Below are 20,849 nucleotides of genomic sequence, written 5' to 3'. Positions count from 1 at the left end.
TAATTGGGCTTCTTTTTGTTAGTCAATATTTTTTTGATCGACAATGAGTAAAGCGATCATCACGTAGACAATCCAGCTACTTTTAGAATAAAGTGTATAGCGGGGTTGCCATTTGCTAGCAAATTTTTCCTTGTATTCGCGTAATCCTTGGAAGGAGTAGATTTCTGAACCAAATTCATAAATTAACGCAGCAATCCGTTCTTGAATAAAACTTTTTCTTGATTGACCAACGTTGGCTAACGGAGCCATCCCTAAATTGAAATAATGAATATTTTCTGTTTTCATATATTCAAATAAATGAATAAATAGGAAATCCATACTTCCAGAAGGGGCTTTTTCTTTATGGTGACGCATCAAGTCGATGGTACCAACTTCATTTGTGTAACTAGGAATGATATTAGCGAAAGAGACCATTTCTCCTTCAGCATTTCGGACAACAGCAATTGGGTTTCTTTGAAGATACGCTTCATCGAAAAATCCCAGTGAAAAGCCTTTTTCTTTTCGATTGTCTAACCAACTATCTGAAATAGCTTTTAATTCGTGCATTTGTTCGGCACTAAAAGGAGGTTGGAGTACGTCAAATGAATAGCCGGCTTTGGTAATTTTATTAAACACTGCTCGGGTGCCTTTGAATTTTTTCCCAGACATCGTAAATGTTTCTAGATTAACTAAGGCTTCTTCGCCCATTTTGATAAATTCGTAGCCATATTCGTGTAGTAACATCACGCTGTCCTCATTGGTTTCGTAAAAGACGGGGACATAGCCGAAACGATCTGTTTCTTTAAGGAATGCATCAATCGCCGCAGGAAAATCTTCTTTGTTCCCCGAAGGATTGCCCATCACAACGCATTTATTATTAATGGTGTTGAATTGTAAAAAGACAGTCGGTTCTTCTTTGGGATATAAGAAAACCTGTTTATCATGAAGAAAGACAAGTTCACTGTCAATATTCCCGCCATAAGTTGTTAAGATATTATGCAAGATACTATCTTCTGGAAACTCACCCACTTGGTGTTTTTTCCCTTGGAGGTAGCGAACAAATAGAAAGTTAAAACTCATAACTAAGAGGATAGCGATAAATCCTGACAACCAGATCCGTTCGGAAGGGAACAAGAAAAATTCCACAAAATGATGACGATGGTGTGGGAAGTTCGGTAAATTATAAACACCAATTACCAGGTATAACAAAGTCAACAAGCCAAAGATAAACCCATCAATCGTCATCCACTCCCAAGAGTAAACCAGTTGTTCACGGTATAATTCTGATTTTGAAAAAATAACGATAAATAATAAAATAGCTAAATAGAAAATGGAAAACATACTAAAGTCAACAACAAATGAATACAAGATAGCACCAATTAATAAAATAATCGTTGGATAATAGGCTCTTTTAACACGATCAGCAATCCCACGTCCCATAATTAATAATGCAAAGCCTAAAACAATACTCGGAATTTGAATAATAATATGTGAACGGAAGGGGTTAATATCTCTTAACCAATGCACTTGAGTGAAGGCTTCTGGAATAGTGGCTAGGAGCACCATCATAATTCCTGAAAAATAAAGTAAAACCACTTCTAATTTGTGGGCAATTTCCAAAGTAATTTGTTTCAGTAATTGTCGATAATGAGTATCCAATTTTTGGCTTAAGTGTTTTGTAAAGAACAAACAGCCAATTAAGAAAGGAATAATATAATAGAATAAACGATAGAGCAATAACCACAAAACAATAATTTCACGATCGACACCTAAGTTGCTCAGTCCTAAAATCATCATGACATCAAAACTACCTAAAGCCCCTGGAATCATCGAAGCAATCCCAATAATCGAAGCTGCTACATATAAAGGAACAATATCAATTAAAGGAATCGGTACATCTAATAAGTAACCAATACTGATAAAGGTAATTAAAACACCTGTCCATTCTAAAAACGAAGAAACAACTAAAGATAAGCGATTTTTTGCATCGAGGTTACCAAAGGAACTATTTTTTTGGAAATGTAAAATAAGATAAAGTAATGGGAAATAAAGACCGCCACCTAATAACCAAATCCAATATTGCTGTAAATAAGCCATCTTTGGATCAAACTGAACAAGGAAAAAGCAAAGAATACTATAAATAGATAGACCGGATAACACAAAAAGTAAAATATGGGTTAACGCAGGTAAAATTTTCTTTTCCTCTGTTTTATTTCCATAAAATTCAGAACGAAGTCCCATGCTGACCAAACCACCGAATCCACCAATATTATTGATTGTATTGACAATCCAGCTAGATTCAAGGAGTTCCCGTTTTGAGACTTTCAAGTTTAAAATGCGATTTAATGTTAAGTCATAATTTAGCATCGGAGTAACGGAAACTAAACCGATAACCATCATCAATAACAATTTCCATAGCGGAATCTCATCAAAAATCTGTTTTAACTGTTCAAATGAGATCGTTTTACCAATTGATAAAAGTTGGGCAACAACAATAATTGAGACCGCAATAACAAACAGTGTTTTTAGTAATCCTGTATGCGTTTTGATCCAATGAATAATTTGTTTCATTTAGACACCTTCATTTCCTTTAAGAATTTTTCGATTGTTTTATTAAAAATATCTGGTGAGTTTTTGGCAAATAAATGACCCTGTTTATTTACCAAGACCAATTTGCCATCAGGAATGGCATCAGCAATCGCCCGTGAATGGGAAAGCGCAATTAAATCTCGACTGCCAGTAATAACAAGAGTAGGACAGGGGATGTGTTCTAAATCTTGTTTTGTCAGTCCAGTATCTTCAAATAACAGAGCCACGATAGGGAGCCGTGCGCGCAATTTTTTTGAAAAAAAGGCGCCAATACGACAAAACCAATATTGAAAATAAGTGGCAATCGTTACATATTTTTTCAGACCAGACATGGTGACATTTCCAGAATTTAAGACGAGTTTGTTGACGAAATCAGGATATAAATGGGTAAAAACCATGGCAATATTTGCTCCGTCACTAAAGCCCAATAAATTAATTTTTGTTAAGTGTTCTTGTTGAATAATACCAGCTAAATCTTCTGCCAAAAGCGGAAAAGTTAATTGACTTTGTGTATTGGTGGAACGTCCATGTCCGCGGGTATCCACCGCAATAACTTGATACTCCTTGGAGAAATAAGAAATTTGATAATTAAAAAAAGTATGATCATTGCCATTACCATGAAGTAACACAAGGGGGTAATTTGTTTCTTTGCCAAAAATTTGATAAAAAATTTGACTGCCATCTATTGTTTCAAAATATTTTTCTATTGCCATTCTCCGTCACCTATCTCATCTATAATCAATCGAGTCCTCTCTCATTATAGAGTCTTTTGTCTTTTTTTTGTAATAAAAAACAGAAAATTTTCCGAACAGTTTTGTAAGGTGTTGTAATATAGTGTGATATAGTAGAAGATAGCCACCTAAAAAATTAGGCTAGAGGAGGAGAAGTTGATGTCTTTAATCGTTTTAATTGGTGCCCAAGCTGTCGGGAAAATGACCGTTGGCAAGGCTTTAGAAAAGCAGTTAGATGCTAAATTACTATTTAATCATCAAACCATTGACTTATTTGCAAACTATCTTGGGTATACGGAACGTGCGTTTCAATTGTCTGATTCCGTTAGAAAGGAACTTTTTCATGCCTTTGTAGAAAATCCAGCCACAAATACAACAAAAAACATTATTTTTACAGTGGTGATTGCTTTTGATCAAGAACAGGATTTTCAATTTTTAGAAGAAATATCAGAAATTTTTCTTAGTAAACATGAGTCCGTTTATTTCGTCGAACTCGTCTCTTCAACAGAAATCCGCCTAGAACGGAATGTTCATCCAGAGCGGCTAGAGGCAAAACCTTCAAAACGCGATGTCGACTTTTCTCGAAAAGAATTACTCAATACCTTCAAAGAACATCGGTTAGTAAGCCACGAAGGCGAACTAGAAAGTACATTTCCAAATGTAAAAATAACGAAAATAAATAATTCAAACATGACACCAGAAGAAGTAGCAACGAAGATAATTGCTACTTTTGGTTTGACATAATGTGAAAGGAACATCGGAATCAATGAAAAAGTTTTTTAAATATCTCGGTAGCTTGATGGTCCTTCTTCTAAGCATAGCTTTAATTTTGATAGGATATTTAACCTTCCGAGAGTTTCGACCACGAGCGGTTGAACCAGTTGCTATAAATAAACAATTTTCAGAGCAAACCATCGAAAAAAAGCAATCCATTTCTTTAGTCACGTATAACATAGGCTATGCTGGCCTAGGACAAACAGAAGATTTTTTTATGGACGGTGGCAAAACTGTCCAACCAGTTAATAAGGCAATGGTCCAACAGAATTTAACGGGCATTGAAGAAACCTTGAAAGAATTACCAGCGATGATTTACTTATTCCAAGAAGTCGATCGTCGCTCGCAACGTTCTTATGAAGTCAATCAAGAGGAAGAGTTACAAAAACAGCTACAGCTGAACAGCGCATTTGCTTATAATTTTAAGGTAGATTATGTGCCCATTCCTTGGCCGCCGATTGGACGAGTAGAAAGTGGTTTATTAACATTATCAAATGAAAAAATAACAGAGGCCCAACGCATTGCTTTACCCAATCCCTTTCGTTGGCCCGTTAGCATTAGTAACTTAAAACGAGCGCTTCTAGAAACGCGCTTTCCAATTAAAGGCACAGACAAAGAATTAGTGGTTTTTAACTTACATTTGGAAGCCTATGACAATGGGGAAGGGAAGATTGCTCAAAGCAAAAAGTTAGCTGAGGTATTATCCCAAGAATACGCTAAAGGAAACTATGTAATTGCTGGAGGTGACTTTAATCAAGTTTTCAAAGGCAGTCATCGATATCCTGACTTAGGGGAAGCTGGTTGGGCGCCAGGAGAAATTGATCCTGCAGACTTACCTAAACATTTTTCACTTGCTTATGATGATCAACAACCGACTGTGCGGGTGCTTAATAAGCCTTACACTGGCTCTTATGAAACATCCCAAGTGTATGTAATTGATGGTTTTATTGTTTCTGATAATGTGGCTGTTCATAGCGTGAAAACAAAGGACGAACAATTTAAATATACAGATCACCAACCTGTGAAGATGGAAGTGGGGTTGAAATAGAAAAAAGGAGGAGATAGATGAAATTAGGAATTATTGCCGCAATGGATTTAGAGCTTCAAAAATTATTGGAATATTTTCCACCACAACGAAAGATACAGCTAGCAAAAAATACATTTTATATTTATGAACAAAAAACATCGCAAGTCATTATGGTTTGTGCAGGACAAGGAAAGACGAATGCTACGCTATATAGTCAAATACTTATTGATTCATTTCAAATAGAACAACTAATTAATATCGGTATTTGTGGCTGTTTAAATGAAAAACTGCAACTCTTTGAGATGGTGCTAGGTGAGGAATACTGCCATTACGATATTCGTGAAAGACAGTCAATCAATAAATTTCCTTATCAGCTGTACTATAAAGGAGATAAAGGAATGATGGCCGAACTTCAACATCTAGATGAAAAGATAAATTGTGTTCGTTTTGGAACTGGAGAAGGCTTCGTTTGTGACACAACTGAAAAAAGAAACTTAATTGAACAATTCTCTATTGACTGTGTGGATATGGAATCCGCAGCTATTGCACAATGCTGCTTTTTAAATGATTGCGCTTTTGTTTCTATAAGAATTATTTGCGATAGAGCGGATGCTAACGCAGTCAAAGTAACAGAAGATACACAAATACAGGCAATGGAAAAAGTATTTGAATTGGTCTGTGCATATATAAATTAAAAAAGAAAGAGCTTGGAACAAAAATCCAGAAAGATTTTTGTTCCAAGCTTAAAAAGTAATATAGGTTGGGGATAAAAGTAACATTGTTATTGTTCCAATTATTTTATAGATAGCCTTTAGTAATAGAATGAGTGGAATTTAACATATTTGCTGGCGTTCCTGTAAAAAGAAGCTGTCCGCCATTTTCTCCACCTTCGGGACCTAGTTCAATCAACCAGTCGGCACTTTTAATCACGTCAATGTGATGTTCTAATAAAATTAAGCTGTTTCCTTCTTCTACCATTCGATTGAAAAGTTGAAGACTTTGTTGGATATCAATTAAGTGTAAACCATCTGTAGGTTCATCCATTAAATAGATAGCTTTTTTTTGGTGAAGTGTGTCTGCTAATTTTACCCTTTGCAATTCGCCACCAGATAATGTTGAGAGCGATTGATTGAGTTTAAGATAGCTTAAGCCAACTTCTAGTAAATTTTTTAATGAAAGAGCAAAAGGCTGGTCTTTGAAAAAATCATAGCCATCTTTAACGCTTAAAGCTAGTACTTCAACGATATTTTTTCCGTTATACAGATAATGAAGCACCTCTTCTTTGTAACGCGTTCCGTGACAGGTTTCGCAAACACTAGTAACATCCTCCATAAAAGACATATCGGAGACAATTATTCCTTTCCCCTTGCAAGTAGGACAGGCGCCTTTGGAATTATAGCTAAATAAAGCTGGACTAACATGATTTTCTTCCGCAAACAGTTTGCGGACCTTGTCAAAAATATTGAGATAGGTCATTGGTGTGGATCGTAAATTTGCGGTAATGCTTTTTTGTGAAAGATGAATAATTTCTTGGTTATCAGCTTGGGCTTTTTGATAAATTTCTTCCGCTAATGATGATTTACCTGAACCAGCGACCCCACAAATAACAGTCAAAACTCCTAACGGAACTTCGACAGATAGATTGTTTAAATTATGCAGTGTCGCATGTTCGATTGTTAAAGACTTCCTTGCTTTTCTTGGTTGGTCGTTTAAAGGGAGCGGCTCTTGAAGGGCTTGACTAGTCAAGGTTTTGGAGGCTAAAAATGCGTTATACGTTCCTGAAAACTGGACATGGCCACCATTTTCGCCTGCGAAAGGTCCTATATCGATGATAAAATCAGCTTCTCTAATTAATTGTGGATTGTGTTCCACCAGAACCACGGTGTTTCCTTTATTTTTTAAATTGAGCAATGCACGACTGATCCGTTCGATGTCCTTTGGATGTAAGCCAGCACTTGGTTCATCTAAAATATACATAATATCGTTTAAGGCGCTGTTTACATACTTAGCAATTTTAATCCGCTGTGCTTCACCACCAGAAAGTGTTTCAGTTGCTCGTCCTAATGTGAGGTAGGAGAGACCGATATTAATTAATGCTTCTAGACGTACAAGTAGCTCTTCTTGAATATTTTTTATTAAGGAAAGATCCATCGAACGAATAAAAGAATGTAATTCAGTGAGTGGCATGTCAACAGCATCAGCAATACTTTTCTGATTAATTTTGCAGCTACGAACACGTTCATTGACTCTACTTCCTAAACAATCAGGACATCTTTTTACGGTAACAAAGTGATTAAGGTATTTTTGATGACGTTTGCCTTCGTCTGTATGCAATATGCTACGTTGCATGCGCGGGACGATTCCTTCATACAAAGCTGTATGAGGCCATTCTTTGGGCGGATTAGCCAGTTTTTGTTGTGGAGCATATAAAAATAATGCTAACTCTTCAGGAGAATAGTCCTTGATTTTTTTATCCAAATCAAATAGACCACTATGGGCATAACGCTTCCACCGCCAGTTGCCAACTGTAAATGTGGGGAAATCGATAGGCCCTTCGTTTAATGATTTGTCATAATCAACTAGCTGATGAAGATTGATTTCGGTAATCTTTCCTAAGCCATCGCATGTTGGACATTTTCCATCCGGATGATTAAACGAAAAAGTATCTGAATAACCAACAAATGGAGAACCTGCTCGTGAAAACAGCAAACGTAAAAACGTATAAATATCTGTATACGTTCCCACTGTCGAACGAGAATTACCTGCTACTTTTTTCTGGTCAATGACAATTGCAACAGGAAGATTCTCGATTTTTTCAACTTCTGGACGACCATATTTGGGTAAGTAATTTTGAACAAACGAACTAAATGTATCATTTAGTTCACGACGTGATTCAGCGGCTAATGTGTCAAATACTAAGGAGGACTTTCCTGAACCCGAAAGTCCAGTAACAACAGTTAGTTGCTTTTTAGGGATATTGACAGAGATATTCTTCAAATTATTTTGTGTTGCGTGCTTAATTTCAATCCATTCCATTAAAAAACCTCCGTTTCTATTCTATTTTAGCATATAAAAAGAACCTAGCCTAAAAGTTGAACATGGGAATTTTCAAGAGAACTTTACTTTTTAATCGCTTTCATTTATGCTATAAGTAATACAGATTTTTTAACTGTATTAATAGATAAAGGATGTGACTTATGAAGAAGTCGATTTTGTTCAAAAAGTTAGGGATTATTTTATTAATTAGCCAAACACTGGTAGGGGTACCAATGTTGGCACAAGAAAGTATACTAGAAACAACCGTTCAAACAGAGACGGAATCAGTAACAACAGAAACCAGTCAGACTGTAACTAACTTGGAATCTGAAACTACTAGCCAAACGGTGATGCAGGAAAAAGAATCCTCTTCGGCAATCGCCGAAAGCAGTAGCCGAAATGTGGTTGCAGTAACCACTGGAACCACAAATGAGATACAAAATAGTGATACAGATAGAAACGCTGTTTCTGCAGAGAATATTTTTTCAGAAGCAGATTATAAACAAGCAACTGCACTGGAGTTAGCAACTTTAGTAAGAGAAAAAAAGGTGACGAGCGAAGAATTAGTAAAAATTGCGTTGGCCATCACTAAACGTGAAAATCCTACATTAAATGCGGTCATTACTTTACGAGAAGAAGCGGCTTTGACAGAAGCAAAAGCTTTACAAGATACAGGTCAACCATTTCTAGGTGTGCCGCTCTTACTAAAAGGGTTAGGACAATCCTTGAAAGGTGAAAGCAACACGAACGGTTTTGGTTTTCTCCAAGATCAAGTAGCTGGTGGGACATCGACCTTTGTCAAAGCACTACAAAATGCCGGATTCATAATCATTGGTCAAACGAATTATCCAGAATTAGGTTGGAAGAATATTTCAGATTCAAAGTTATATGGCGTTTCCGTCAATCCATGGAATCCTAACTATTATTCAGGTGGTTCTTCAGGCGGAGCGGGTGCTAGTGTCGCCGCGGCATTTGTTCCCATTGCTTCTGGAAGTGATGCTGGTGGCTCTATCCGCATCCCTGCTTCTTGGACAGGCACCGTAGGCTTGAAACCTTCTAGAGGAGTAATCATTGGCAATTCTAATAGTGCAAAAGGTCAAACTGTTCACTTTGGTTTAAGTCGAACCGTGGCGGATACAAATGCATTATTTGAAACCTTATTAACTAAAAAAGATCTTCCTGCGGGACATTTAAGTCAAGCGCAACCCATTGCTTATACAACAGAATCCCCTGCCGGAACGCCTGTAAGTGCCGAAGCAAAAGAGGCGGTCGCTGAAGCTGTTGCTTTTTTAAAAGACCAAGGGTACACATTGGTTGAAGTGAAGCACCCTGTTGACGGGGAACGTCTAATGAAAAATTATTATACTGTAGCTGCTGGCTCAGCAGGAATTGCCGATTTTATGGCGCGGCAGAAATTGAAAAGACCGCTTGAACGAAATGATGTAGAACTGTTAACATGGGCGCTTTTTCAAACAGGAAAAAATATAACGAGTGAAGAGACAACTGCGGCTTGGACAGATATTGCTTTACAAGCACAAGCGATGGACGAATTTTATCAACAGTATCCTATCTTATTAACACCAACGACAGCTGCCACGGCACCTAGTATTGATAATCCGTTACTAAAACCAGAACATGCAGCACAGATGGAAAAAATTGATCAATTGTCACCAGCAGAACAAAAACAATTGATTTATGACCAATGGCTGACGGCGTTCACATATACACCGTTTACACAACAAGCAAATTTATTTGGACATCCAGCATTAAGTGTACCAACTTACGTTTCAAAAGAAGGACTGCCTTTGGGGATTCAATTTAATAGTGCATTAAATGAAGACCGAACATTGCTACAATTAGGTGCTTTATTTGAAAATAACCACAAGATAAATCAACCACATGTAGAAGAACCAGAAAAAGACAAAGAGCCAGATGCAAGTGGCGAACCAGACAAAGACAAAGAACCAGATGCAAGCGGCGAACCAGACAAAGACAAAGAACCAGATGCAAGTGGCAAACCAGAAAAAGATAAAGACTCAGATGCAAGTGGCAAACCAGATAAAGACAAAGAAACAAAAACAAGTGAAGGACCAATCGAAGGAAAAGATCAAAACCAAAACCAAAACCAAAACCAAAACCAAAACCAAAACCAAAACCAAAACCAAAACCAAAACCAAAACCAAAACCAAAACCAAAACCAAAACCAAAACCAAAACCAAAACCAAAACCCAGACAAAGCTGGAAAAACTACTAGTGAGTCATCCTTAGATAATTCGCTGAAATCATCAGCCAATCAGGGAACCAAATCAACAGGAAGTACGCATGCTTTTTCTAATAAAAATATGATTGGGAAACAAGAACAGCTTCCCAAAAAAGTATTACCAAAAGCAGGTGCAGAAGTACCTAGTACTTTCTGGATTGTTTTAGGAGGAGCTTTCTTAGTAACGAGTGGAACGATTTATATAAGGAAAACTAGAAAATGATAACCAGTGAAGGCTAGAGACAATTTATCCCCAATTGTCTCCAGCCTTTTTTCTTTGGTATACTAAAACCAATAGGGAAATGGAGGCGAAAGTAATGAGGGCGTTTGAGAAGATTCCAGCGTTTCAGCAATGGCAAAAAGTTGAAGCTATTCACCGTGGTTGGTCAACTGATTTAAAGTTTAAAGTTACCAAAAATCAAGAAACCTTTTTATTACGAATTTTTCAACAAGAAGAGTTATTAGCCAAACAACAAGAATATCAATTTATCAAAAAAGTTGCGGCGTTAGGATTTCCCAGTTCTAAACCTTTTTTATGTGCACCTATTCCTGAAAGTGAACAAGGATACATGTTATTAACGTATCTAGAAGGTGAAGACTTAAGCGATGTTTTACCCGCTCTTTCTCCTAAAAGACAACTGAACTTAGGCGTAGAGGCAGGCCGCTATTTAAACAAAATCCATAAGCTTTTGTTGCCTGAAAGGATTAGTCAAAGAGAGATTGCGCGAAATTTATACGAAAAAAAGCAGAGCCAACTAAATAAGTATAAGGAATCTCAATTTTGTATGCCGTACCAGCAGCCAATAATTTCATATTTAGAAAAACAATTACCGTTATTGCAACAACGGCCTGTGGTTTATCAGCATGGAGATTTCCATGTAGGAAATTTTATTTACTTGCCAACTAGGCAGGTCGGTGTGATTGATTTTAATCGATGGGATTTTGGGGATCCTTATGAAGAATTTTACAAGTTACAATTTTTTTCAAGAAATGTTTCGCCATTGTTTGCTTATGGTCAATTACAAGGTTATTTTGCTGGGAAAGTTCCTACCTTATTTTGGCAGTTTCAAAAGCTTTATACTTTTCACGCAGGACTCTATTCTTTAGTTTGGGCACTGAGCTTTGGTGAAAAAGAAATCAGGACTATGGAACAGCAATACCAACAATTACTAGAGGACTATAATTGTGGAGAATTACTAGTTCCCAAATGGTTTTCAACTATCCAAAGCAAGGGATTGAGATTTTAGGTTTATTTCGATAGAATAAAAATAAAAACAGGAGTTTAAGGAATGAAACTAAACGGGATTATTATGATAGCAGTTGTTGGAAGCGTTTTATCTGGCTGTGGTTGGCAAAAATCGAAAGAGGAATCACAGAAAGTACAAACCGTACAAACAAACAATGTAAATACTGAAGAAACAAGAGCGATTTCAGCAACCGAAGTTAGTCAAACCACGGCGTTGGAATTAGAGCAAACAACGCAAACACAAGAATTAACTGAATTAGTTACAGAAGAAGGGACGATTTGGAATCAGCAAAAAGCAAAACAGTTAGGACAATACATGGAAATCTGGGGTCAAGAACGCAATCAGAACTATCAAGCGTACCAACCAGGTCACTCTGTAGCTTTTTACACGATTCAAGTGCCTGATGATTTATTGAGTTATGAACCTAAAATACAACCAGCTATTGGGAACAATCCCATTTGGTTAAATTGGTCAGAAACAGGCAGCGAAGGGGGTTATTGTCTGGTGGCAGTATACTCTGACAGTGCGACACAAGTTGCCCAGAAGCATGTCTATTTATTTACTTTAGTGAATGGTGAAGCCAAAGTTTATGTGAGTAAAGAACAGCCAGCAGAAGAGCAACCTTATTTGTTTTTAAAAGAAACAAGTAATACAGAACTGAAAGAACAATTCACAAACCTTGTGAATAATCTTTAATTTTTTATTTAATCAAAAGGAAAAGAAGATTTATCATTGACAAAGTATCCGCTTTCATTTTATTCTGTAGCTACCCCTTGGGAAAGGGAAAAAGGAAGTTTTGAAAGGGATGGAAGAAAAAATGAAGGAAACAAGTTTAGTAATTATTAAGCCAGATGGCGTTGAACGAAAGTTAGTTGGCAAAATCATTCAACGTTTTGAAGATAAAGGTATTGACTTATTGCACCTTAAATTCGAACGACTAACAGTAGAAACAGTGAAGGAACATTATGAGCATTTAAAAGATGAACTATTTTTCCCTGAATTATTAGCCTATATGACAAGTGGCCCAGTGGTTGTGATGGTCGTTGTAGGGGACAATGTGGTTAAAAAAGTGCGTAAATTAGTTGGAGCAACGAATCCGTTAGATGCTGAAAGTGGCACCTTACGAGCGGATTATGGGTTGTCTGTCACCAAAAATTTAATCCATGCTTCTGATTCTGTCCAATCAGCAAAAATTGAGATGCAACGGTTCTTTGGTTAATCAGCGAAAAAGAAGCAATCCTTTATTTTTTATAAAGGATTGTTTCTTTTTTATTAATTGTCAGAATATTCCGCTTAAATGGTTGACATCTGGAGGTAGAAGAGTAGTATAGACTACATACTAAATACTAAATGACTGCGTGTGCTTCAGGAGGATAAAATGATAACAAGTGATGAATTGACAGAAAACCTTAGTCCGTTTGAATTAAGTCTATTTTTAGAGAAGAAATTACATGAAGAAAATCATAATTTAGAAACATTGTTAAATGCAGGGCGAGGCAATCCTAATTGGACGGCGCCAACACCAAGGGAAGCCTTTTTTTTATTAGGTCAATTTGCTACAAAAGAAACGTTAAGAGAGGGGAGCGAACAAACGGCTGGTATGATTCAGCCAAGTTTTGGTAGAACGCAACGCTTCTTAAACTTTTTAGCAGAAAATCCTAGCAAAGGGGCAACCTTCTTACAAGAAATTTGGACAGCAGAGCATAACTATTTTGGGATGGATAAGGAAATGTGGTTAGATGCCATGTTAGACTATGTGATTGGGGATAATTATCCGAATCCTGTTCGTTGCTTGAAGGCGTGTGAACAACCGATTAAAGCCTATTTAAATCAAGAATTATTTTCCAGCGAAGCACAACCGTTTGATATTTTTGCCGTTGAAGGTGGTACAGCAGGGATTTGTTACTTGTTTGATACGTTGGCAAATAATTATTTACTAGAAAAAGGTGATCGTATTGCGTTGTTATTACCAACGTTTGCTCCTTATCTAGAAATTCCAGAACTACCACGTTATGATTTTGACGTGGTTAAAATCAAAGCAGAGCAAATGATTATTGATGGAAAAACGACGTATCAATACTCAAACAAGGAAATTGATAAACTAAAAGACCCGTCCATCAAAGCGGTTTTTGTCGTAAATCCCAGCAATCCAACTGCTAATGCTATGGGAAAACCTACCATTGAACAAATCAAACAAATCGTTGCAGTGGATAACCCTAAGTTAATGATTTTAACAGATGACGTTTACGGAACCTTTGTGCCAGCTTTCCGTTCACTATTTACGGAGTTACCTTACAATACAGCCTGTATCTATTCTTATTCTAAATACTTTGGCGCTACCGGTTGGCGTGTGGGGACTATTGCGGTTAGTCAAGAGAACATCTTTGATCAATTATTAAAAGAATTGCCAGTGGCTCGAAAAATGGAATTACAGGCACGTTATGCTACATTGAATGCAGACACAAGCCAAATTAACTTTATCAGCCGCTTAGTCGCAGACAGCCGCGATATTGCGTTGAACCATGCAGCGGGACTTTCTTCTATTCAGCAAGCGATGATGGCTTTATTTAGTTTGTATGCTTTGTTAAAAGACGGTCAAGCATATAAAGACGAAGTGATGGATATTTGTCATACGCGTGAAAAGCTCTTGTTCCGCACCTTAGGCATTGAAGAGCCTTTAGCAAGTTTAAATACAGCATATTATTGTGAAATTAACTTTAGAGATTGGACAGAAAAACGTTATGGCCCAGAATTTTCAAGCTATTTAACGAAATCGTGGACGATCACAAAAGTATTAACCTCTTTAGCAGAAAAAGAAAAATTAATGCTTTTAAAAGCGGATGCTTTCGGGAGTGACAAATGGTCAGTTCGAATTTCTTTAGCCAATTTAGCTACTAACCAATATAGTGAAGTTGGTAAACGAATGATTCGCCTATCTGAACACATTAAAGAAGAGTGGTTGCGCCAAAAGCGCCAAGCAATTAAATAAAAAAACGCTAAGTCTCTTAAGCTGCAGGAGACTTAGCGTTTTTGTTTATTATTTATTCATTTTTCCGTCAGTTTTGGTTTATAAATGTTTGCTACACTGGAGATAAGAGGAAATTAAGCGTTTATAAAAAGGAGAGAAGTGAATGAAATATATTAAAGGAATGGTGGTTTTTATCGGATTATTTATTTTGGTTGGTTGTGCGCCAGATCAAGAGCCAACGAAACAAACAACAAGTGGTCCGCAAGAGACAAAGCAAGTGAAGCAAGTTACCGTCACCAATCAAACGACTTCTGCGGCGGAAAAACAAGCGCCGACTAAAAATGACGAACTGATTGCTAATCAATTGACTTTTGATTCTCATGAATACACGTACGAAGTGGTTACAGGGGCCACACAAACGACATTTGGGACAACCCCACCAGCAAAATATACACCAGAAGAAAAAAAGGAAAAAATGTTTTGGTCCAATCAACCGCCTTTGGGATTAATGACGGGTAACTATTATAAAAATGAAGGTGTATTTACTGGCGGAAATTACGGCATTGTAGAGATTATTACGGAACCTGAAACGCAACGGATTCTGAATGTTGAGTTTACAGAGTTTGCTAGTGACCCTTATTATGATACACGCTATTCGGGTGTCAACAAGCGCCTGTCAGATTATCCTGAATTTCAAGCAAGCAACACGCGTACAGACGATACGTTAGTCACCGTTGTTAATGGTATTACTTATGTAGAAAAACAAATGCGTGACGAAAATCGTGTCACAGGTAATTTTTATACGGTACGCGGTTCATCAACTTCTGCGCGTGAAGGTTTAATGCCTTTAGCAGCAGAGATGGACACTTGGCTAAAAGAGCCATCGAAAGAAACGTATATCGGTTACGCAGAAGATTTAGGCAATGGCCTAATCGCTCGACTTCAAGTGATAACAGAAGAGCAGAAAATAAAACATGTCAGCTATGATGAATACTTTTCAGATGAACAGGAAAAAATCACAGAAACAGCCCTGCGGCCTTTTTATCGTCAATCGAAATATTATTCACCAGGATACAATAAACAAACCAACAATTCTTTTATTCATTTTGTAGATGCACTAACAAAGGCCATTACGACACAACAAACTTTATCCGTTAACGAAGAACAAGAGCTAAAGCATCCGTCTTTTACTACTTATCAAAGATTGGCTGAAAAAATCAGCACGTTTCAAAATTCATTGAAGGAATAAAAAAACGAAAGTAGGGCATAAGTCGTTTCGACTTATGCCCTACTTTTGTAGTCTTAAGATTATCAGCTAAACCAAAGTGAGTTCTTTTTAAAGAAATACTTTTATTTTAGCCTTTTATAGATCTAAATAATTTTCTAAGTAATCTGCTAAACCATCTTGATCATTTGTTTTTTCAGTGACATCGTTGGCTACGGATTTAATTTTATCCGTGGCATTGTTCATAGCAACACCCCAACCAGCATAACTTAACATTTCTTCGTCATTATGTTCATCGCCAAAAGCAATGATATCAGCTGGTTTGACAGATAAAAAGTTCGCCACTTGATCAACGCCATGGGCTTTTTGAATTCCTTTTGCGACCATTTCTAAAATAGGCATTGGACCGCCCCAAGTGCGGACATCAATATAATCACCATATTGTTTTGTCAATGTATCAGCAACTTTTTCAGCTTGGTTTGGTGTGGTCCGAACCATCATTGAGGTAGGATTTGTTCGTAAATTTTTAGCAGTAAGTAAATTATCTAAGGTTGCTTTGGAAGCAAAAAATTTCGGATCGAACCCATCTAACGTATCGATATAAAATGTTTCTTTGTTTTCAGCAGCAACAAAATCTAATTGTAATTCTTTTTTCTGTGCCAAAATGTCAAAGACTAGGTCACGCTCAATATTGGCTTCGCTTTCCAAGTCCCATTTTTTCTCTGGAATGTGAACTAAAGCGCCGTTAAAGTTAACCATAGGGGTCGTTAGGCCAAGTTGTTGGTAAAATTGATGACTCATTCTATAGGGACGTCCAGTGGCAATACTGACGTAATGACCGTTGTCAATCGCTTTTTTTAGTGTTTGTTCGGTTTTTGGACTGATTAAAGACTGTGCATTTAATGTTGTGCCGTCTAAATCAATAGCAATTAATTTTTTCAAGTAAAAATTCCTCCTAAATGCCTTTTACTCAGTCTAGCATAAAACCGAAGATTATCAAGGGGAGAAGCATGTTCATTTATAAGGTTTAAAAAAAAGCTTAAGAAGTATGCTACACTAAAATAAACCGTTTGAAAAAGGAGCGCAGAGCATCTTGAAAAATTCTAGAAATTATTTACGAGTGATCACCTTAATCTATTGTATCTATACGTGGTTATTTGCTACGCATTTTCATTTTATGGCGTTGAACGTGTTGTTAGCCTATATTCCAATTGAACTTAGTTATCTTTTAAACGCAGAAAAACGTAAAAGGGATTGGTTGATAGGTTTTGCTTGGTTAATTTTTTATCCTAATGCACCGTACCTATTTACGGATTTTTTTCATTTAGAAACGCTATCTATTTATCGAGGCTTTAATACGATTTTTGCAAACCAAATTGGTGATTGGTGGGCGTTTGTTTGCTTAACTAGCGGGATTGTTATATATGGGCTTTTAGGGATGAAAACAGTAACAACTGTTAGCCAGAAATTGCAAAGTTATTGCGGCTATAGAACAATTGTAGTCTTTCAAGCCAGCCTTCATTTCTTGTCTGCTTTGGCGATTTATGTTGGACGTTTTGATCGATTACACAGTGTCTATCTTTTTATGAGTCCAATTGAAACAGTGAAAATTATCTTTTTTGACTGGTCCCTTCAAAAATTAATGTTTATTTTATTAATGATGTTTCTACAGATGCTGTTGTTTGGGCTAATCCAATTATTAGGAAAAGAAGAAGCAATGTAAAGCTTTTTCTTTTTTTATATCAGCAAAACACGAACGTTATATAGAAAAATATATATAATAGTTAATATTTTGTTGTAAAAAGATAGCGATTCTCTTATAATCAAAGAGTAATTATTCGAAAACATGGATTTTAAGGGAGAGAAGTGCAATTATGAATACGTTTTTCAAATTAAAGGAAAACAAGACAACGGTATCAACTGAAATAATGGCGGGGGTTACGACCTTTTTTGCAATGAGTTATATTTTATTTGTTAATCCGTCCATTCTTTCAGAAACAGGGATGCCTTTTCAGGCTGTTTTTTTAGCGACCATTATTGCTTCAATCATCGGTACATTAATTATGGGGCTGTTTGCTAATGTACCTTACGCTCAAGCACCGGGGATGGGACTCAATGCTTTCTTCACGTTTACGGTCGTTTTTGGGATGGGGTATACTTGGCAACAAGCATTAGCAATGGTTTTTATTTGTGGTTTGATTAATATTTTGATTACAGTGACAAAAATTCGCAAAATGATTATTAAAGCAATTCCAGAGAGTTTACAACATGCTATTGGTGGTGGGATTGGAATTTTTGTCGCTTATGTAGGGTTGAAAAATGCTGGCTTACTAAGTTTCACAGTACAAGCAGAACCTCAAAATGGTGTTGTGAATGGTTCGAGTATCGTGCCCGCTTTAGGAAATTTTGATAATCCAGCCATTATTTTGGCGGTAATTGGGTTAGTTTTAACAACGATTTTAGTTGTCACGAATGTTCGTGGGGCTATTTTAATTGGCATTGTAGTTACTACGTTAGTCGCAATTCCAATGGGGGTGGTAGACACTGCTTCGGTTGATTGGCATGCTAATTCGTTGGGCAATTCATTTAAAGAATTAGGTACAACTTTTGGCGCTGCTTTTGGTGCTAAGGGCTTACAGTCATTGTTTAGCGATTCTTCAAAAATTCCTCAAGTTTTAATGACCATTATTGCCTTCAGTTTATCAGATACGTTTGATACAATTGGAACATTTATCGGTACGGGACGTCGAACAGGAATTTTCTCTAAAGAAGATGAATTAGCTTTAGAAGATAGTAAGGGCTTCAGCACTAAAATGGACAAAGCTCTATTTGCAGATGCTATTGCAACATCTATCGGTGCGATTTTTGGTACATCGAATACGACAACTTATGTAGAAAGTGCAGCAGGAATCGGTGCGGGTGGTCGAACAGGTTTGACATCGGTAGTGGTAGCAATTCTATTTGCCCTAAGTAGTCTTTTTTCACCACTTATTGCTATTGTGCCAGCACAAGCTACGGCTCCAGCGTTAATTTTAGTGGGAATTATGATGTTAGCTTCTTTCAAAGACATCAATTGGACGGATTTAGAAGATGCGATTCCAGCATTTTTTGCTTCAATTTTCATGGGATTATGTTATAGCATCTCTTATGGGATTGCTGCTGGGTTCATCTTTTATGCAGTGGTGAAAGTAGTCAAAGGAAAAGCCAAAGAAGTTTCACCAATTATTTGGGTCATTGATGCGTTGTTTATCTTAAACTTTGTAATCTTAGCTATTTTATAGTAAACAGAAGTGAGGCTGAGATAACAGCGGTTAGCTTCGAAGGTGTTGCATTTGTTCAGCTATTTATCTTAAGCCCAAGTGTTAAGAAGTCTGGCAGATTGGTCGTTTTGACCGGTCTGCCAGACTTTTTTTAAAAGAATTTTCTTTTGAGAGATTCACTCTTTTAGAGTATAGTGGTAGGTGAAGAGGTGATAAGGTGGATAAAAGTATGAAAATAAAATGGAAGCAGAATTTGTTAGTCGCATGGATTGGTTGCTTTTTTACAGGGGCGAGTATTAGCTTAGTTATGCCGTTTATTCCAGTATATGTTGAACAATTAGGGACGCCTAAGAGTCAAGTAGAGTTGTTTTCTGGATTGGCAATTTCTGTCACGGCGTTTGCTGCTGCGATTGTTGCACCGATTTGGGGAAATTTAGCTGATCGAAAAGGTCGGAAAATTATGATGATTCGGGCTGCAGCAGGAATGACGATCACAATGGGGGCGTTAGCATTTGTCCCTAATGTATACTGGCTGTTGATTATGCGTTTTATGAACGGGATTTTATCTGGCTATATTCCTAACGCAACAGCGATGATTGCGTCGCAAGCGCCAAAAGAGAAAAATGGCTGGGCTCTAGGGACATTATCAACAGGTGCAATTGCTGGGACGTTAATTGCGCCATCGATTGGCGGTGCGTTGGCACAGTGGTTTGGAATGGAAAATGTCTTTATTATTACCGGCGTTATTTTATTCATTACAACGTTGTTGACTATCTTTTTAGTTAAAGAAGATTTTCAACCAGTTGAGAAAAAGGATTTATTAACGACGAAAGAAATTTTTAGTAAGATGGATCATGTTTCAGTATTGATTGGTTTGTTTGTGACTACGTTAATTTTATAATTAGGAATTACAAGTATCAGCCCAATCTTAACATTATATATTCGATCTTTAAGTGGCGATACAGAGAATGTATTATTTGTTAGTGGTTTGATTGTTTCGATTGCCGGCGTTTCAGCAATTATTTCTTCTCCAACTTTGGGAAAAATTGGGGACCGCATTGGGAACCAAAAAGTTTTATTAGGCGGATTAATTCTTTCTTTTATTTGTTACATTCCCATGGCGTTTGTGCAAACACCTTTTCAGTTAGGTGTTTTACGATTCCTTCTAGGTTTTTCAACAGGTGCTTTAATGCCATCAATTAATACGTTAATTAGTAAAATAACGCCAACAGAGGGCGTAAGTAGAGTTTATAGTTACAATCAGATGTGTAGTAATTTCGGTCAAGTTTTAGGGCCGATGGTAGGGTCGACAGTTGCCCATGGTTTTGGCTATTCTTCTGTTTTTCTGGTAACCGCTTGTTTCGTTTTAGGAAACATTGGGCTGTCCTTCTTTAATTTCCGAAAAGTTTTAAATAAAAAGCTCTAAACAGTTGAAAAGATAAAAAAACCAGTTACAATAACTTTAGTAACTGGTTTTTTCTTATTTAACAGGTTTGGTTTCTTTCGGTACTGCAAAGTGTGCAATTAATAAAATAATAACGGCTGTTGCCAACGATAGAATCGTTGTCATTTTAAAGTCGTATGAACCACCAGATAATGCACCGCCGATATATCCAACGACTTGGCCTAATGCGAAGGTCCAGAAAAATACAACAAGATAACGCATATGAGCACCTCTTTTCTAGCTCTTAGTTTAGCATATTTTCTTTAAAAGTAAAGAATCCGCGATAGGAAAATAAGAGAAGAGGCAAAA

16 protein-coding genes and 1 pseudogene are annotated in these 20,849 nt (G+C 36.9%); 12 read left to right on the top strand and 5 right to left on the bottom strand.

The features are described from left to right. Positions 1–18 precede the first annotated feature (18 nt). Positions 19–2,550 carry a bifunctional lysylphosphatidylglycerol flippase/synthetase MprF gene (gene mprF, locus IGK86_RS10325; protein ID WP_002358907.1) on the bottom strand — a complete coding sequence of 844 codons (2,532 nt, stop codon included), beginning with the start codon at positions 2,548–2,550 and terminating at the stop codon, positions 19–21. Further along, a complete protein-coding gene (locus tag IGK86_RS10320) occupies positions 2,547–3,281 on the bottom strand; it encodes an alpha/beta fold hydrolase (RefSeq protein WP_010828668.1) in 735 nt (244 codons plus the stop codon). Before IGK86_RS10320 ends, mprF begins: the two co-directional genes overlap by 4 nt. A 177-nt stretch (positions 3,282–3,458) precedes the next feature. Between IGK86_RS10320 and IGK86_RS10315 the strand changes: the two genes are divergently transcribed. The 3 genes from IGK86_RS10315 to IGK86_RS10305 are packed head-to-tail and all read left to right on the top strand — an operon-like array spanning position 3,459 to position 5,795. Beyond that, positions 3,459–4,043 carry an AAA family ATPase gene (locus IGK86_RS10315; protein ID WP_002364651.1) on the top strand — a complete coding sequence of 195 codons (585 nt, stop codon included), beginning with the start codon at positions 3,459–3,461 and terminating at the stop codon, positions 4,041–4,043. Between the two features lie 22 nt (positions 4,044–4,065). Further along, complete coding sequence (locus IGK86_RS10310) at positions 4,066–5,121, top strand: endonuclease/exonuclease/phosphatase family protein (RefSeq protein WP_002391253.1); 1,056 nt, start codon at positions 4,066–4,068, stop codon at positions 5,119–5,121. A 17-nt stretch (positions 5,122–5,138) separates the two neighbouring features. Next, complete coding sequence (locus tag IGK86_RS10305; RefSeq protein WP_438742415.1) at positions 5,139–5,795, top strand: 5'-methylthioadenosine/S-adenosylhomocysteine nucleosidase; 657 nt, start codon at positions 5,139–5,141, stop codon at positions 5,793–5,795. Between the two features lie 103 nt (positions 5,796–5,898). Here the strand turns inward: IGK86_RS10305 and IGK86_RS10300 are convergent, their stop codons facing one another. Further along, positions 5,899–8,136, bottom strand: a complete 2,238-nt coding sequence (locus tag IGK86_RS10300; protein WP_016617636.1) for an ATP-binding cassette domain-containing protein — start codon at positions 8,134–8,136, stop codon at positions 5,899–5,901. Between the two features lie 161 nt (positions 8,137–8,297). Between IGK86_RS10300 and IGK86_RS10295 the strand changes: the two genes are divergently transcribed. From IGK86_RS10295 to IGK86_RS10270, 6 genes are all read left to right on the top strand, one after another. Further along, positions 8,298–10,619 carry an amidase family protein gene (locus IGK86_RS10295; RefSeq protein ID WP_438742413.1) on the top strand — a complete coding sequence of 774 codons (2,322 nt, stop codon included), beginning with the start codon at positions 8,298–8,300 and terminating at the stop codon, positions 10,617–10,619. A 79-nt stretch (positions 10,620–10,698) separates the two neighbouring features. Continuing rightward, positions 10,699–11,643 (top strand): aminoglycoside phosphotransferase family protein, encoded by a 945-nt coding sequence (locus IGK86_RS10290; RefSeq protein WP_016617638.1) that lies wholly within the window; start codon positions 10,699–10,701, stop codon positions 11,641–11,643. A 42-nt stretch (positions 11,644–11,685) separates the two neighbouring features. Then, complete coding sequence (locus tag IGK86_RS10285) at positions 11,686–12,339, top strand: DUF4767 domain-containing protein (RefSeq protein WP_016617639.1); 654 nt, start codon at positions 11,686–11,688, stop codon at positions 12,337–12,339. A 109-nt stretch (positions 12,340–12,448) separates the two neighbouring features. Continuing rightward, positions 12,449–12,862 carry a nucleoside-diphosphate kinase gene (gene ndk / locus IGK86_RS10280; protein WP_002383435.1) on the top strand — a complete coding sequence of 138 codons (414 nt, stop codon included), beginning with the start codon at positions 12,449–12,451 and terminating at the stop codon, positions 12,860–12,862. 159 nt (positions 12,863–13,021) lie between these two features. Then, positions 13,022–14,632 (top strand): aspartate 4-decarboxylase, encoded by a 1,611-nt coding sequence (aspD, locus tag IGK86_RS10275; RefSeq protein WP_002355939.1) that lies wholly within the window; start codon positions 13,022–13,024, stop codon positions 14,630–14,632. A 142-nt stretch (positions 14,633–14,774) separates the two neighbouring features. Next, the gene (locus IGK86_RS10270; RefSeq protein ID WP_010775687.1) at positions 14,775–15,860 is read left to right on the top strand and encodes a hypothetical protein; all 1,086 of its coding nucleotides are present in this window, start codon (positions 14,775–14,777) and stop codon (positions 15,858–15,860) included. A gap of 114 nt (positions 15,861–15,974) precedes the next feature. Here IGK86_RS10270 and IGK86_RS10265 read toward each other — a convergent pair whose 3' ends face one another. After that, a complete protein-coding gene (locus IGK86_RS10265) occupies positions 15,975–16,778 on the bottom strand; it encodes a Cof-type HAD-IIB family hydrolase (protein ID WP_002355941.1) in 804 nt (267 codons plus the stop codon). A gap of 151 nt (positions 16,779–16,929) precedes the next feature. Here IGK86_RS10265 and IGK86_RS10260 point away from each other — a divergent pair, with 151 nt between their 5' ends. The 3 genes and pseudogenes from IGK86_RS10260 (at position 16,930) to IGK86_RS10250 (ending at position 20,522) form a co-directional block, all read left to right on the top strand. Continuing rightward, complete coding sequence (locus IGK86_RS10260) at positions 16,930–17,559, top strand: DUF1361 domain-containing protein (RefSeq protein WP_025193989.1); 630 nt, start codon at positions 16,930–16,932, stop codon at positions 17,557–17,559. Positions 17,560–17,710: 151 nt separating this feature from the next. Beyond that, entirely contained in the window at positions 17,711–19,117 is a 1,407-nt protein-coding gene (locus IGK86_RS10255) for an NCS2 family permease (RefSeq protein ID WP_016617641.1), read from the top strand. A 208-nt stretch (positions 19,118–19,325) separates the two neighbouring features. Continuing rightward, positions 19,326–20,522, top strand: a pseudogene (locus tag IGK86_RS10250) (multidrug efflux MFS transporter). A gap of 54 nt (positions 20,523–20,576) precedes the next feature. On the opposite strand, the gene IGK86_RS10245 reads toward IGK86_RS10250, so the two are convergent. After that, entirely contained in the window at positions 20,577–20,762 is a 186-nt protein-coding gene (locus tag IGK86_RS10245) for a YjzD family protein (RefSeq protein WP_002355945.1), read from the bottom strand. Positions 20,763–20,849: the final 87 nt, after the last annotated feature.

Source organism: Enterococcus sp. DIV1206, from assembly GCF_051712485.1.
Classification (GTDB): Bacteria; Bacillota; Bacilli; order Lactobacillales; family Enterococcaceae; genus Enterococcus; species Enterococcus faecalis.
The sequence above is the reverse complement of the archived record's forward strand: the minus strand, read 5'-3'. Positions and strand labels throughout refer to the sequence as shown.

Bases quoted from the DNA above. Each gene is read 5' to 3' on its own strand.
- mprF (WP_002358907.1), bottom strand. From the start codon at position 2,550: ATGAAACAAATTATTCATTGGATCAAAACGCATACAGGATTACTAAAA.
- IGK86_RS10320 (WP_010828668.1), bottom strand. From the start codon at position 3,281: ATGGCAATAGAAAAATATTTTGAAACAATAGATGGCAGTCAAATTTTT.
- IGK86_RS10315 (WP_002364651.1), top strand. From the start codon at position 3,459: ATGTCTTTAATCGTTTTAATTGGTGCCCAAGCTGTCGGGAAAATGACC.
- IGK86_RS10310 (WP_002391253.1), top strand. From the start codon at position 4,066: ATGAAAAAGTTTTTTAAATATCTCGGTAGCTTGATGGTCCTTCTTCTA.
- IGK86_RS10305 (WP_438742415.1), top strand. From the start codon at position 5,139: ATGAAATTAGGAATTATTGCCGCAATGGATTTAGAGCTTCAAAAATTA.
- IGK86_RS10300 (WP_016617636.1), bottom strand. From the start codon at position 8,136: ATGGAATGGATTGAAATTAAGCACGCAACACAAAATAATTTGAAGAAT.
- IGK86_RS10295 (WP_438742413.1), top strand. From the start codon at position 8,298: ATGAAGAAGTCGATTTTGTTCAAAAAGTTAGGGATTATTTTATTAATT.
- IGK86_RS10290 (WP_016617638.1), top strand. From the start codon at position 10,699: ATGGAGGCGAAAGTAATGAGGGCGTTTGAGAAGATTCCAGCGTTTCAG.
- IGK86_RS10285 (WP_016617639.1), top strand. From the start codon at position 11,686: ATGAAACTAAACGGGATTATTATGATAGCAGTTGTTGGAAGCGTTTTA.
- ndk (WP_002383435.1), top strand. From the start codon at position 12,449: ATGGAAGAAAAAATGAAGGAAACAAGTTTAGTAATTATTAAGCCAGAT.
- aspD (WP_002355939.1), top strand. From the start codon at position 13,022: ATGATAACAAGTGATGAATTGACAGAAAACCTTAGTCCGTTTGAATTA.
- IGK86_RS10270 (WP_010775687.1), top strand. From the start codon at position 14,775: ATGAAATATATTAAAGGAATGGTGGTTTTTATCGGATTATTTATTTTG.
- IGK86_RS10255 (WP_016617641.1), top strand. From the start codon at position 17,711: ATGAATACGTTTTTCAAATTAAAGGAAAACAAGACAACGGTATCAACT.
- IGK86_RS10245 (WP_002355945.1), bottom strand. From the start codon at position 20,762: ATGCGTTATCTTGTTGTATTTTTCTGGACCTTCGCATTAGGCCAAGTC.